The 13550-nt window shown below is 70.0% G+C and carries 13 protein-coding genes; 10 read left to right on the top strand and 3 right to left on the bottom strand.

The genetic code is table 11. The features are described from left to right. Positions 1 to 44 precede the first annotated feature (44 nt). Positions 45 to 2222 (bottom strand): translocation/assembly module TamB domain-containing protein, encoded by a 2178-nt coding sequence (locus tag BLQ91_RS33230; RefSeq protein ID WP_245734019.1) that lies wholly within the window; start codon positions 2220 to 2222, stop codon positions 45 to 47. 80 nt (positions 2223 to 2302) lie between these two features. Here BLQ91_RS33230 and BLQ91_RS33225 point away from each other — a divergent pair, with 80 nt between their 5' ends. Beyond that, on the top strand, positions 2303 to 3454 hold the full coding sequence (locus BLQ91_RS33225) for an AI-2E family transporter (protein WP_090103397.1): 1152 nt from the start codon (positions 2303 to 2305) through the stop codon (positions 3452 to 3454). A gap of 4 nt (positions 3455 to 3458) precedes the next feature. On the opposite strand, the gene BLQ91_RS33220 is transcribed toward BLQ91_RS33225, so the two are convergent. Continuing rightward, positions 3459 to 4655, bottom strand: a complete 1197-nt coding sequence (locus BLQ91_RS33220) for a GGDEF domain-containing protein (protein WP_090103590.1) — start codon at positions 4653 to 4655, stop codon at positions 3459 to 3461. Between the two features lie 150 nt (positions 4656 to 4805). On the opposite strand from BLQ91_RS33220, the gene macS reads away from it, so the two are divergent. From macS to BLQ91_RS33175, 9 genes are read left to right on the top strand one after another with little or no spacing between them, the layout of a single operon-like run. Beyond that, positions 4806 to 5939, top strand: coding sequence for a MacS family sensor histidine kinase (macS, locus tag BLQ91_RS33215; RefSeq protein WP_090103395.1), 1134 nt, complete (start codon positions 4806 to 4808; stop codon positions 5937 to 5939). An 11-nt stretch (positions 5940 to 5950) separates the two neighbouring features. Next, positions 5951 to 6598 (top strand): response regulator, encoded by a 648-nt coding sequence (locus BLQ91_RS33210; protein WP_090103588.1) that lies wholly within the window; start codon positions 5951 to 5953, stop codon positions 6596 to 6598. 20 nt (positions 6599 to 6618) lie between these two features. Then, positions 6619 to 7131, top strand: coding sequence for a DUF1707 SHOCT-like domain-containing protein (locus BLQ91_RS33205; protein WP_245734018.1), 513 nt, complete (start codon positions 6619 to 6621; stop codon positions 7129 to 7131). A 36-nt stretch (positions 7132 to 7167) separates the two neighbouring features. Then, a complete protein-coding gene (locus tag BLQ91_RS33200) occupies positions 7168 to 8622 on the top strand; it encodes an SDR family oxidoreductase (protein WP_090103391.1) in 1455 nt (484 codons plus the stop codon). A gap of 37 nt (positions 8623 to 8659) precedes the next feature. Beyond that, positions 8660 to 9691 carry an L-threonine 3-dehydrogenase gene (tdh, locus tag BLQ91_RS33195; protein ID WP_090103389.1) on the top strand — a complete coding sequence of 344 codons (1032 nt, stop codon included), beginning with the start codon at positions 8660 to 8662 and terminating at the stop codon, positions 9689 to 9691. Continuing rightward, on the top strand, positions 9691 to 10869 hold the full coding sequence (locus BLQ91_RS33190) for a glycine C-acetyltransferase (RefSeq protein ID WP_090103387.1): 1179 nt from the start codon (positions 9691 to 9693) through the stop codon (positions 10867 to 10869). Before tdh ends, BLQ91_RS33190 begins: the two co-directional genes overlap by 1 nt. Positions 10870 to 10916: 47 nt before the next feature. Beyond that, positions 10917 to 11411, top strand: coding sequence for an RNA polymerase sigma factor (locus BLQ91_RS33185; RefSeq protein ID WP_218130496.1), 495 nt, complete (start codon positions 10917 to 10919; stop codon positions 11409 to 11411). After that, positions 11396 to 12409, top strand: coding sequence for a hypothetical protein (locus tag BLQ91_RS33180; protein WP_143022934.1), 1014 nt, complete (start codon positions 11396 to 11398; stop codon positions 12407 to 12409). Before BLQ91_RS33185 ends, BLQ91_RS33180 begins: the two co-directional genes overlap by 16 nt. After that, positions 12406 to 13245, top strand: coding sequence for a LysR family transcriptional regulator (locus BLQ91_RS33175; RefSeq protein ID WP_090103383.1), 840 nt, complete (start codon positions 12406 to 12408; stop codon positions 13243 to 13245). The genes BLQ91_RS33180 and BLQ91_RS33175 overlap by 4 nt, the downstream gene beginning before the upstream one ends. A 10-nt stretch (positions 13246 to 13255) precedes the next feature. On the opposite strand, the gene BLQ91_RS33170 is transcribed toward BLQ91_RS33175, so the two are convergent. Beyond that, positions 13256 to 13550, bottom strand: a 295-nt coding sequence (locus BLQ91_RS33170; RefSeq protein ID WP_143022933.1) for an integrase core domain-containing protein, incomplete at its 5' end; no start/stop codon positions are given.

Here is a 13550-nt window from a genome sequence, read left to right as displayed (position 1 = left end):
GGAAAGCACGCCCAGAGCGTCCGATTAACTACATCGTGTGACGATCACACGCGCTTCAAAACCCTTGCGGCACCGGCGGCCGCGGTCGACGCGAGCACCCAGCCCACGGCCACGAGCAGCGAGGACACCCACTGCGACGCACCGGTGAACTGCCACTTGCCGTCGTGGCCGAAGTCGATGATCGGGATCAGCAGGTCGAGCGCGAGGAGCGCGGAGTTCCACACCGGGTTCTCGTCGTCGTTGAGCCTGACCATCGGGTGCCAGTTGAACCACAGGGCGCCGAAGAGCCAGAAGACGGCGAGCCAGCAGATCGCGAGCCACGGCCGGTAGCCGTAGCCGACGGTCCACCTCTGCACCACGCCCCAGACCCGCCCCGCCGGCCCGAGTTCGGCGTAGCGGCGGCGTTGCTTCTCCAACTGGACCTTCTGCGCGAGCTCCTCTTCGCCGCCCTGCTGGTAGACGGCGGCGAGCTGTTCGTACGGTCCGGGCGCGAAGTCCGGCTGCACCTTGCGCAGCCATTGGAGCCGCGTCTGCACCGGCACGTCCGGGTCGGCGGTGATGCCGGCGAACTCGAAGTCGTCCACGGCGACGCCGCCCTCGGCGTCCCACAGGCCGGGCCCGTCGGTCACCGACACCGCCTTCAGCCGGCTCAGCACGATCTTGCCCTTGGGCTGCTGGCCCGCGGGGATGTGCAGGCGGAACTGGTGGACGGTGAGCCCGTAGGCGTTGAGCGCGATGTCCGCGGCCGTCGAGCCGAGGTGCGAGTCGCTGAAGGTCGCCATCTTGCCGACCTCGCCCAGCCGGATCCGGACGCCGCCGACGGCCGTGAACCCGCGACTGCACAGGAGGTCCTTGCCGATCGTGATGGCGCGGGCGTCCAGCGACGGCTTCTGCGTGCCGTTCGCGCGCAGCCGGGGCAGCGTGAGCTCGGCGCCGGAGAGGTCGAGGGTGGAGCCGATGTTGGCGTTCTGCAGGCGGACGGAGCCCTTGGCCCTCAGCTCCCGCAGGAAGAGCGTGCCGCCTATCTGGAGGCGGTCGGCGAACAGGACGTCGATGCCGGGTCCGTGCAGCGAGACGCCGGACATGCTGGCGCTGCCCTGGATCTGGGCGTTCGACAGCCGCACCTGGCCGTAGGTCTGCAACGGCGGCGTGCGCGTGCCTCCGTTGTTCGCGGCGCTGCGGGCCTCGACGTCACCCCGCACCTGCATGCCGTCGGCGTGCAGGGCGACGGGGATCCGGTTGGTGACGTCGCCGGCGAGCTCCTCGGCGACGTCGCGCGGCCCGATCACCGCGCCGGACAGCCGCAGGTAGCCGCCGACGATGGCGTTGGGCAGCCGGACCGTGCCGGTGGAGGTGAAGCCGCTGTCGAGCTCGACGTTGCCCTCGACCCGGATGCGGTCGGCCACCAGCGTCGCCGCCTCGTCGGCCAGCCCGTGCGGCAGGACCAGCACCTGGTGGTCGACGCGGTGGGTGGAGTGCAGGCGGGCGCCGGTGAACTCGAGGTTGCCCCCGACTCTCGCACCGTCGAGCAGCACCCGGCCGTCCGCGGTGAAGCGGCCGCCCTCGGCGTTGCAGAAGACGTTGCCCGCCACCACGATCCCGGACGCCTCCAGCGCGTCGCGGCCGGTGTTGATCAGGCGTGCGCCGCCGAGGTGGACGCTGCCGCCGATCGACGCGCCGCGGAAGCGCACCTCGCCGTTGGCCCGCAGCGCGATCGCCTGGACGGACCCGCTGACCCGCAGCCGGGCGCCGAGCAACGCGTGGTCGGTGTTCGAGCGCAGCACCGCGCCCGCGAGCCGGAGCGTGCCGTCGACGGCGGCGTCGGTGAGGTCGACGGTGCCGGTGCAGGTGAAGCCGGCTTCGAGGACGAGGTCGCTGAAGACGCGGAGGTTGCGGCCCTGCAGGCCGGGGACGCGGGTGCCGCGGAGCCGGAGCCCGATGAGGCGGGCCATGCGGAGGTCCAGTGGGTTCTCGAACGCGCAGTGCGTGAGGTCGATGACCCTCGTGACGCGCGTGCCCTCCAGCTCGAACCTGCCGGTGATCCGGGCGTTTCGCAACCGCAGCGCGGGCAATCCCTTGCGCGGAACGCGGTACATGCCGGTCAGCAGCCCGGTGAGCACCTCGCCGCGCGTGCTCTGCCCGGTCAGGTCGATCTCGGTGCCGCTCGCGTAGGCCCCGGCGACCTGGCGCTCCACTTCGGTCAAGTCTTCCGGCTTGATCACTTCGTCCTCCCCCTGACGAGTTGGATCATCCCCAACGATGTTCCGGTTTGGCGAGGGGTCGAACAGTTAACGTGAGGTCCATGAGGGCGCCGGAGTCGGGGATCAGCAGTCGCGTTCCGCTGCTGCTACGGGTGAGTGCCGCGCTGAGCTGGCGGTTCGTCGTCGTGGTGGCCGCGTTGTACGTGGTCGCGTACGTGTTCGGCTTCCTGGCGTCGATAGTGATCCCGGTCGCAATCGCGCTGCTGCTGGCCGCGCTGCTGTCGCCGGGTGTGTCGAAGCTCGTCGAGTGGCGGGTGCCGCGCGGTGTCGCCGTGACCGTGATGATGATCATCGGGCTCGGCGTGCTCGGCGGCGTGCTGACGTTCGTGATCAGCGAGTTCTCCCGCGGCCTGCCGGAGCTGCAGTCGCAGGTGGCGAACTCGCTCGACACCATCCAGACGTGGCTCAAGGACGGACCGGCGCACCTGTCGGACCAGCAGCTGCAGACCTACATCAACGAGATCGTGCAAACGATCAAGGAGAACCAGGCGGAGATCACGTCCGGTGCTCTGACGACCGCCGCGACCCTCGGCGAGGTGCTGACCGGGCTGCTGCTGGCGCTCTTCACCCTCATCTTCTTCCTGCACGACGGCGATGGCATCTGGCGCTTCGTGACTCGTGCGGTTCCTCGCGAGGTGCGCCAGCGTGTGGACGTCGCCGGCCGGCGTGGGTTCAGCTCTCTCGTTTCCTACGTGCGCGCGACGGCCGTGGTCGCGATCGTGGACGCCGTCGGCGTCGGTATCGGTCTGGCGATCATCGGCGTGCCGCTCGTGGTGCCGTTGTCGGCGTTGGTGTTCCTCGGTGCGTTCATCCCGATCATCGGTGCGGTGTTCACGGGTGCGGTCGCCGTGTTGATCGCGTTGGTGACCAACGGGCCTATCGCTGCTCTCGTCGTGCTGGCTGTGCTGATCGGTGTCATGCAGCTGGAGTCGCACGTGCTGCAGCCGATCCTGCTGGGGCGTGCGGTGAAGCTGCACCCGTTGGCCGTGGTGCTGGCGATCGCGGGCGGGTTGGTGACCGGGGGCATCTCCGGGGCGTTGCTGGCGGTGCCGCTGCTGGCCGTGCTGAACTCCGGCATCCGGTCGCTGGTGTCCGATGCGGACGCGGAGCAGAACCCGCAGAAGGTGGACGTGCTGAACCCGCAGGAGACGGCTCCGAAGGACGACAAGAGCGAACGGGTCGAGGAACTCTGAGCCGCTAGGCCATCGAGACGAGGTTGCGGCCGTACGCCTTGGCCGCCAGCAACGCGGCGTCGGCGGCCACGAGCAGGTCCGGCAGCTCGTAGCCGAACCTCGTCGTCGTCGACACTCCTATGGAGACTGTCAGGCCGTGCAGCTCGCGCGGCTTGCCGTCGGTGGCCATCGTGGGCACGCGGAGGGCCGCCACGGCCTTGCGCACGCGTTCGGCGACCGACTCGGCCTCGTCCGGGGTGGCGTCGGGCAGCAGGACCACGAACTCCTCGCCACCGAAGCGGCCCACCAGGTCTCCCCGGCGGACGGTGCCGCGCAGCAGCAACGAGATGGCGGCCAGGGCGGCGTCACCCGCCAGGTGGCCCACCTCGTCGTTGACCCTCTTGAAGTGGTCGAGGTCCAGGAGCATCACGGCCATCGGGCGCGTGCGGGTGGAGCCCTTGGTGAGTTCGTAGCGGGCCCGGCTGTCCCAGTGGACGGCGTTGGCGAGGCCGGTCTTGGCGTCGCGCTGGGCCGAGCGGCGCCACTGGGGGAGCTGGGCCGCTCGTTCCAGCAGGGCGAGCGGTGGGCCGGCGATCAGGACGTGGACGGCGTTCGACTCCGCCACGCAGCCCATCAGGCCACCGATCGACACGGCGACGATGCCGAGTACGGCGTCGATGGGGTCGCCGACGTTCTCCTCGAAGGTCGCGTCGGGGGTGCGCAGCTTCAGGCCGAACGCGATCAGGGCCGCCCGCAGGATCAGCAGGGCGCTGGCGCCGAGGGTCATGAACAGCAGGTTCGCGTGCGGGTCGACCCAGCCGAGCAGGTAGCGGGTGGCGAAGACGGCGAGGGCCGTGGCGCTGAGGGTGAAGAGCCAGCGGTGGGTCTCGGGGCGCTGGGCGAGCAGGCAGTGCAGGGCCGGGCCGAACAGCAGCAGCACCATCAGGTTCGGCGGCAGGGCCAGGATGCCCGCGGTCAGGTAGCAGAGGTGCGCCGCCCACGGGTTGCGTTCGGTCTCGCCCAGGTGGTGGCTGTAGATGGAGCTGCCGATGACGACCGCGCCCGCGGTGCCCGCGATGGCGGCGAACCTGGCGATTTCGGAGGGTGACGGCGTTTCGGAGGAAACGATCGCGTAGGTGACCGTGGCGAGGGCCGCCGCGTCGATCAACAGCCAGTAGCAGAGCGCGGGCCGTCGCAAAGTCCACACCGGCCAATCGCGCACCCGCACCACGCTCCCCCCGAACCCGGAGAGCGTCGCACATTCCTCCGTTCGGCAGAAGACGGCCACCTGGGGGTTAGCTACGCCACGTTCACGCGGCAGGATGGTGGTCGAAAGGAGCACAGCGTGCCCAAAGAGCCAGCCGAACGTGTGATGAAGGTGATCGACGATCCGGCTACGCCCCTGTGGCGCGGCACGATCGCGCTACGCATAGTCACATTCCTCTTCGCGGCGGCCAACGTCATCGCGAACCAGTCCGAGTACGGCCGGCCGTGGCTCGCGTGGACCGCGCTCGGGGTGATGGCGCTGTGGTCCGTCTTCACCAGCCGCGCGTACAGCACGACGTGGGGCAGGCGGTGGCCGCTCGTGCTCGTCGACCTGGGGCTGACCTGCGGACTCATGTCGCTGTCGCAGTTGATCATGTCCGACCACCAGCTGCTGACGCTCAACGTCCCGCTCATCACGACGATCTGGGCGTGCGTTCCGGCGGTCGCCCTGGGCGCGCTCGGCGGGCCGTACGCGGGCTTCGCGGGCGGGCTGGCGGTCGGTCTCTCCACCTACCTGTCGAAGGGCGTGCCGAGCCTCGACCTGCTGCGGGACGTGGTGCTGCTGGCGGGCGCCGGCATGGTCGTCGGCATGGCGTCCGCCACGGCACGGCGGTCCGCGGTGCTCCTCGCGCAGGCGTTGCGAGCCGAAGCCGCGACGGCCGAACGCGAGCGCCTTGCCCGTTCGATCCACGACAGCGTGCTGCAGGTCCTCGCCCGCGTGCGCAAGCGCGGTCTGGAGGTCGGCGGCGAGGCGGCCGAGCTGGCGCAGATGGCCGGTGAGCAGGAAGTCGCGCTGAGGAACCTCGTGGCCGCCGCTCCCGTCGACTCCACAGTGGATGGGGAGATCGACCTGCGGCCCGGTCTGCAGGTCCTCGCCACGCCGCGGATCCAGGTGTCGACACCCGCCACGCAGGTCATGTTCGCGGCCGCCGCGGCGGGCGAGCTCACCTCGCTCGTGCGCGAGGCCCTGTCCAACGTGGACAAGCACTGCGGTGAGGACACGCGGGCCTGGGTGCTGCTGGAAGACCTCGGCGAGGAGATCGTGCTGAGCGTCAGGGACGATGGACCGGGGATCCCGGAAGGCCGCCTCGCGCTCGCTGCCGCGGAAGGCAGGATGGGCATCGAGAAGTCGATCAAAGGCCGGGTGGAGTCGCTCGGCGGAACGCTGGAGCTCCAGACCGGGCCGGGGGAGGGCACGGAGTGGGAGGTTCGGGTGTTCAGGAAGGGGGCGGCAAGGTGACGGTCTCGGTGATGGTCGTGGACGACCACCCGATGTGGCGCGAAGGCGTGGCGCGCGACCTGCAGGAGCGCGGCTTCGAGGTCGTGGCGACCGCGGGCGACGCGCCGTCGGCGGTGCGCATCGCGAAGGCGGTGCGGCCGAACGTGGTCCTGATGGACCTCAACCTCGGCGAGCTGTCCGGTGTGGACGCCACCGCCATGATCACCAGCGAGCTGCCGGACACGCGCGTGCTGGTGCTGTCCGCGTCCGGCGAGCACGACGACGTGCTGCAGGCCGTGAAAGCCGGCGCGTCCGGCTACCTGGTGAAGTCCGCGTCCTCGGAGGAACTGGTCGAGGCCGTGTCCCGCACCGCCGCCGGGGACGCCGTGTTCACCGCGGGGCTCGCGGGCCTGGTGCTGGGCGAGTACCGGCGCATGGCCGCCGCGCCGGACGACTCGGAGGAGAAGCCGCAGCTCACCGAACGGGAGACCGAGGTGCTGCGGCTCGTGGCCAAGGGCCTGACCGCCCGGCAGATCGCGAACCGCCTGGTGATCTCCCACCGCACGGTCGAGAACCACGTCCAGTCGACTTTGCGGAAACTCCAACTGCACAACCGGGTGGAGCTGGCGCGTTATGCCATCGAGCACGGTCTCGACGCCGAACCGGAGGCAGAGAAATGACAGACCCCAGAGACTTACGCGTGTCCGACGCGGAACGCGAGCACGTCGTCAGCCTGCTGAACAAGGCGGTGGGCCGCGGCATGATCACGCTCGACGAGTTCACCGTCCGCACGGACACCGCCCTGGCAGCGAAAACCCGGGCCGACCTGAACGTCGTGCTGGTCGACCTGCCCGGCATGGTCAACAACGAACTGGCCCACGCGCGCACGGAACTGAAGAACACGATGAGCACCACGACCCGCAAGGGGCACTGGGTCGTGCCGCAGGAGCTCGTCATCCGCAACACGCTCGGCACCACGAACCTCGACTTCACCGCGGCCGACGTGCCGCCGGTCGTGAACGTCGACCTGGACGTGTCGCTCGGCACGGTGAAGCTGATGTTGCCCGCCGGGTCCTCGGTCAACGTCGACGCCGTCGAGATCACGGCGGGTGAGGTGAAGGACAAGGTGCGCAGCACGGTGGGGAACCCGCACTTCCAGCTCAAGGGCGTGGTGCGCGGGGGAACCGTGGTGATCAAGCGCAGCAAGCGCTGATCTGCACGGCTACTTCCCAAGCCGCAGGATCGGGGCATGCGATGCCTCGTGACCGGCGCGACCGGATACCTCGGCGGACGACTCGTGCCCCGGCTGCTGGCCGAGGGGCACGAGGTCCGCTGCCTCGTGCGTTCACCCGAGAAGCTGCGCGACGTCCCGTGGGCCGCTGACGTCGAGATCGTGCGCGGTGACGTGCTCGGCGACCTCGACGAGGCCATGCGGGACGTCGAGGTCGTGCACTACCTCGTGCACTCGTTGCACTCGAAGGACTTCGCGGACGCCGACCGCAAGGCCGCGGAGAACACGGCGAGGGCCGCGGAGCGCGCGGGGGTCCGGCGGATCGTGTACCTGGGCGGGCTGCACCCCGAGGGCACGGAGCTGTCGCCGCACCTCGCGTCCCGCAAGGAGGTCGGCGAGGTCTTCCTGCGCTCGCCGGTGCAGGCCGTGGTGCTGCAGGCCGCGATGATCATCGGGTCGGGGTCGGCGAGCTTCGAGATGCTGCGGTACCTGACCGAGCGGTTGCCGGTCATGGTGACACCCCGGTGGGTGCACAACCGGATCCAGCCGATCGCCGTGCGCGACGTGCTGCGGTACCTCGTGCAGGCCACGACGCTCGAGGACCAGAACCGGACGTTCGACATCGGCGGGCCGGACGTGCTGACGTACCTGCAGATGATGCTGCGCTACGCCGAGGTCGCCGGGTTGCCGAAGCGGCGGGTGCTGCCCGTGCCGCTGCTGACGCCAGGGCTGTCGTCGCACTGGGTCAACGTCGTCACGCCCGTGCCCCGGTCGATCGCGAAGCCGCTGATCGAGTCGCTGGTGCACGAGGTGGTGTGCCGGGAGGACGACGTCCGCGAGGTGCTGCCCGGCGAGAACCTCGGGTACGTCGAGGCCGTCGAGCTCGCGTTGAACAAGGTTCGCGACGCCGACGTGGAGACGCGCTGGTCGGGGGCGTCGACGCCGGGGGCGCCGAGCGAGCCGCTGCCGACCGACCCCGACTGGTCCGGCGGGTCGGTCTACACCGACGACCGCGAGAAGAGGACCAACGCCACTCCCGAGCGGTTGTGGGAGGTCGTGGAGGGCATCGGCGGCGAGCGCGGCTGGTACTCGTTCCCGCTGGCCTGGGCTGTGCGGGGGTGGCTGGACCGGCTGGTCGGCGGGGTCGGGCTGCGGCGCGGGCGGCGGGACCCGCACCACCTCCACGTCGGCGAGGCACTCGACTTCTGGCGGGTCGAGGAGATCGAACGCGGCCGGTTGCTGCGGCTGCGGGCCGAGATGAAGGTGCCCGGCAAGGCTTGGCTGGAGCTTCGAGTGGCGGCCAACGAGGGACACGGGTCCACTTACCACCAACGTGCCGTGTTCGTCCCGAAAGGGCTCGTCGGCCACCTCTACTGGGCGGCGGTCTACCCCTTTCACGGCATCGTGTTCGGCGGCATGGTGCGCAACATCGCCAATGAAGCCGAGCTGCACAAGAACTTCAGAAAGTCCTGATGGACTGCACAAGCAGCAAAGGGTGAGACTTCGGAGCATGAAGGCTCTCGTCAAGGTCGCCGCTGGGCCTGGCCTCGAACTGACCGACGTCCCGGACCCCACCCCCGGACCGGCGGACGTGCTGGTCAGGGTGTTGCGCACCGGCATCTGCGGCACCGATCTGCACATCGACTCGTGGGACGACTGGGCCGCGGCCAACATCAAGGCGCCGCTGGTCCTCGGGCACGAGTTCGTCGGCGAGGTCGTCGAGGTCGGCGCCTCCGTCACCGGCGTGAAGGTCGGGGACCTGGTCAGCGGCGAGGGCCACCTCGTGTGCGGGACGTGCCGCAACTGCAAGGCCGGCCGCCGCCACCTCTGCGCGAACACACGTGGTCTGGGCGTGCACTCCAACGGCGCGTTCGCGCAGTACGTCGTGCTGCCCGAGCAGAACGCCTGGGTGCACCGCACGAAGGTCGACCTGGACGTGGCCGCGATCTTCGACCCGTTCGGCAACGCCGTGCACACCGCGCTGAGCTTCCCGGTCATCGGCGAGGACGTGATCATCACGGGCGCCGGGCCGATCGGCATCATGGCCGCCGCCGTCGCCAAGCACGCGGGCGCGCGCAACGTCGTAATCACCGACGTCTCCGAGCACCGCCTCGACCTCGCGCGCAAGGTCGGCGTCGACCTCGCGGTGAACGTCGCCGAGAAGACGATCGAGCAGGCGCAGGCCGAACTCGGCATGGCCGAGGGCTTCGACGTCGGCATGGAGATGTCGGGGAAGCCGTCGGCGCTCCAGAGCATGATCGCGAACATGGCGCACGGCGGTCGCATCGCGATGCTGGGGCTGCCCGCGGAGGAGTTCGGAGTCGACTGGAGCAGCGTCGTGCTGAAGATGCTGCACATCAAGGGGATCTACGGCCGCGAGATGTTCGAGACCTGGTACTCGATGACCGTGCTGCTGCAGCGCGGTCTCGACCTCGCACCGGTGATCACGCACCGGTACGACCACACGCGGCACGCGGAGGCGTTCGCCACCGCGCGCGAAGGCAAGTGCGGCAAGGTCATCCTCGACTGGACGGGAGCCTGATGTACGGCGAGCTGAAGAACGACCTGGTCAAGACGATCGGGGAGATCCGGGAGGCCGGGCTCTACAAGTCCGAGCGCGTGATCGGCACCCCGCAGAACGCCGCCGTCCGGGTCGGTTCCGGCGACGAGGTGCTGAACTTCTGCGCCAACAACTACCTCGGTCTCGCCGACCACCCGAAGCTAGTCGAGGCCGCGAAGAAGGCTCTCGACGACTGGGGCTTCGGCATGGCGTCGGTGCGGTTCATCTGCGGCACCCAGGAGCCGCACAAGGAACTGGAGCGCAAGCTCAGCGAGTTCCTCGGCACCGACGACACGATCCTCTACAGCTCGTGCTTCGACGCCAACGGCGGTTTGTTCGAGACGCTGCTCGGCGCCGAGGACGCGATCATCTCCGACGAGCTGAACCACGCGTCGATCATCGACGGCGTCCGCCTCTCGAAGGCGAAGCGCTACCGGTACCGCAACCGCGACATGGACGACCTGGAGCGCCAGCTCAAGGACGCTGCGGACGCCCGTTACCGCATGATCGCGACCGACGGCGTGTTCTCGATGGACGGCTACCTCGCGCCGCTCGACGAGATCTGCGACCTGGCCGAGCGCTACGACGCGCTGGTCATGGTCGACGACTCGCACGCCGTCGGCTTCACCGGCCCGACCGGCCGCGGCACCCCGGAGCTCTTCGGCGTGCAGGACCGCGTAGACATCGTCACCGGCACCCTCGGCAAGGCGCTGGGCGGTGCGTCCGGCGGCTACACGTCCGGCCGCGCGGAGATCGTCGAGCTGCTGCGCCAGCGCTCACGCCCGTACCTGTTCTCGAACTCCCTCGCGCCGTCGATCACCGCGGCGGCGATCGCGACGCTGGAGATGCTGTCCACCTCGTCCGACCTGCTCACGCAGCTGCGCTCCAACACCGAGCTGTTCCGCCGGCGCATGACGGAGGAGGGCTTCGACCTGCTGCCGGGCGAGCACCCGATCATCCCGGTGATGATCGGCGACGCGGCGGAGGCGGCGCGGCTGGCGGACCTGCTGCTCGAGCAGGGCATCTACGTCATCGGCTTCTCGTACCCGGTCGTGCCGCACGGCAAGGCGCGGATCCGGACGCAGATGTCGGCCGCGCACACGACGGAGGACGTGAACCGGGCGGTCGACGCGTTCGTCGCCGCTCGCGCCAAGATGTGACCCCGGTCACAGGGATGTAAGAATTCGCACGGTCGGCGCACTACCTCGTGAAGAGGGAGGGGGCGATCGTGGAGGACTTCTCCGCTGTCTACCGCGAGTGCTATCCGCGGGTGCTCGCCTACGCCGCGAGCCACGCCGGGTCGCGGCTCGCCGAGGACATCACGAGCGAGACCTTCACGATCGCCTGGCGCAAGCTCGACCGGATGCCGTCGAACGCGCTGCCGTGGCTGATCGGCATCGCCCGCAACCTGGTGCGCGAGGCACGCCGGCAGACGACGCACTACGAGCTCGCCGACCTGCCCGCGGACGACGCCTTCGCGGTCATCGAGCTGCGGGCGGCGCTCGCGAGCCTCTCCGAGTCCGACCAGGAGGTGCTCACGCTCATCGCGTGGCACGGACTGGGCGCCGCCGAGGCCGCGCAGGTGCTCGGGTGCACCACGGCGACGTTCTTCGTGCGCCTGCACCGGGCCCGGCGACGGTTGCAGGCCGCTCTCTCGTCAGCGAACTTCGACCGTGCGAGGGAGTCATGGAAGACCTCATGAAGGACCTGGCGCAGGCCAAGCCGCCCACGCCCGAGGTCGACCCGCAGCGGATGGAGAGCGACCTCGCGCGCATCATCACGTTGCCGCGGGAGAGGCCGGCCAGAAAGCAGTTCGTGCGGCGCTTCGCTCCGTTGGTGGTCATCGCCGCCGTGATCGTGCTTGCCGTCGTGCTGATGCCCGCGCCCCCTCAGCCCGTGCAGCCCGCAGCGCCGCCGAAGTGGTGGCACGCGCTGACGCGGCAGTGGTCGTTGATGATCGTCGGTGATCCGGCGGACCCGTACGCCGTGTCCTTCGACCACAGGACCGAACGGTGGGTCGCCGCGAACCAGCAGATCGCGGTCATCCAGAAGGACGGCGAGGTGACGCCGTTCTCGCTCGACCGCGGCACCGAGTGGGAGGCGGCGGGCAAGCCGGAGGCGGTGCCGCAGGTCGGCGGCGACCACCTGGTGCGCATCGGCCCGATGAAGCCCGCCGTGCAGAAGACCGCCGTCTCCGGGTTCCAGATGTCGCTGCACAGCAACGCGCGTTTCGACTCGCTCGACTCGTTGCCCGCCGACCCGCGCGAGTTGGGGAAGGCGCTGGAGACCATCATCGGGAAGGACGCCTACCGGATCGGGTCGCTCGCGATGGAGCTGATGAGCGCGAACGTGCGCGACGACCAGCGGCGGGCGGCGTTCGAGCTGCTCAAGACCCTCGACGGGGCTCGGTTCCTGGGTGACGTGACCGTGCTCGACGAGCGCAGGGGAACCGGCGTGGCGATCGCCGCGCCGTCGACGTTCCAGTTCACCGGCGTCGAGACGCAGCTGGTGGCCGACCCGGAGACCGGCCTGCCGATCCTCAAGCGGGACGTGATCACCACGCCGCAGCACGGCCTGCCCGCGGGCACGGCCATCTCGCAGGAGCAGTACCTCCTGCTGGAGCAGGTGGACTTCGAGCCGATCCTGCCCCAGGACGTCCCCGTGAACGGCGAGGTGGAGTCCCCCATCATTGAGCGGTGATCGACCCACGACGGCTCCGCGTGCTGCGCGCACTCGCCGACCACGGCACCGTGACGGCCGCGGCCGCCGCACTGCACCTCACGCCGTCGGCGGTGTCGCAGCAGCTCGCGGCCCTGGAGTCCGAGGCGGGACATCCGCTGCTGATGCGCAAGGGCCGCCGGGTGTCGCTCACCCCGGCCGGTGACCTGCTCGTCACGCACGCCCACGTCGTCGCCGCCGAACTGGAACGGGCCCAGGCCACTTTGGACGCCCTGGCGTCGGGCACCTCCGGCCGGGTGGCGGTCGCCGCGTTCGCCTCGGCCATCACGCAGGTCGTGGCACCGGCGTTGGCGGCGCTGAAGCATCGCTCCATCGAACTGTCCGTGCGCGACGCCGAGGGGCACGAGAGCGTGCGGTTGCTGCTGGACGGCGAGATCGACGTGGCGATCACCGAGGAGCACCGCACCACCGAGCGCTTCACCCGGTTCCCGCTCTACACCGAGCCCTTCGACGTGGTGCTGCCGCCGGGGCACGCCGCGCGCGGACCGGTGGACCTCGCGTCGCTGGCCGACGAGGACTGGGTGGTGACGCTGCCGGGGAACCCGCTGCGGGACGTCGTGGAGATGGCGTGCGCGCAGGCCGGGTTCGCGCCGCGGATCCGGCACGTGTCCGACGACTTCCGGGCCATCCAGGCCCTGGTCGCCGCCGGTGCCGGGGTGGCGCTGGCTCCCCGCAACGCCGTGCGCGGGGTGCCGGTGGCCGGAGTGGCGCCGTTGCGGCGGGTGGTGGCGGCGGTGCGGCGCGGGTCGGAGGACCACCCGCTGATCCGCGCCGTCCTCGACGAGTTGCGGCGCTAGGTGTACTTGGTCATGAGGTTGGTGACTGAACGCGGCTGATGGGTGGGTGCCCGTCGAGTGCGGAGTGACTGCGTTCAGTGTTGTAGTGCTCAAGCCAGGGCGCCAGTGCTGCGGATCGGGTGGGGTTGTCGAGGAAGACCTGGCGGTAGGCCCACTCGGTCTGCAGGGTTCGGTTGAACCGCTCGACTTTGCCGTTCTGCCAGGGACAGTGCGGCTTGATGGTCTTGTGCCGAGCGCCGATCGCGGCCACGGCGGCGGCGAAGTCGCGGGAGATCAGATAGTTCTTGGCGTTGTCGGTCAGGACG

The sequence above is a fragment of the Lentzea jiangxiensis genome (genome assembly GCF_900104175.1).
Lineage (GTDB): Bacteria > Actinomycetota > Actinomycetes > Mycobacteriales > Pseudonocardiaceae > Lentzea > Lentzea jiangxiensis.
This window is presented reverse-complemented; position numbering and strand designations above follow the sequence as displayed.

Excerpts from the sequence above, each read along its gene's own strand:
- macS (WP_090103395.1), top strand. The coding sequence starts at position 4,806 with ATGAAGGTGATCGACGATCCGGCTACGCCCCTGTGGCGCGGCACGATC.
- BLQ91_RS33225 (WP_090103397.1), top strand. The coding sequence starts at position 2,303 with ATGAGGGCGCCGGAGTCGGGGATCAGCAGTCGCGTTCCGCTGCTGCTA.
- tdh (WP_090103389.1), top strand. The coding sequence starts at position 8,660 with ATGAAGGCTCTCGTCAAGGTCGCCGCTGGGCCTGGCCTCGAACTGACC.
- BLQ91_RS33200 (WP_090103391.1), top strand. The coding sequence starts at position 7,168 with ATGCGATGCCTCGTGACCGGCGCGACCGGATACCTCGGCGGACGACTC.
- BLQ91_RS33180 (WP_143022934.1), top strand. The coding sequence starts at position 11,396 with ATGGAAGACCTCATGAAGGACCTGGCGCAGGCCAAGCCGCCCACGCCC.
- BLQ91_RS33190 (WP_090103387.1), top strand. The coding sequence starts at position 9,691 with ATGTACGGCGAGCTGAAGAACGACCTGGTCAAGACGATCGGGGAGATC.
- BLQ91_RS33210 (WP_090103588.1), top strand. The coding sequence starts at position 5,951 with ATGGTCGTGGACGACCACCCGATGTGGCGCGAAGGCGTGGCGCGCGAC.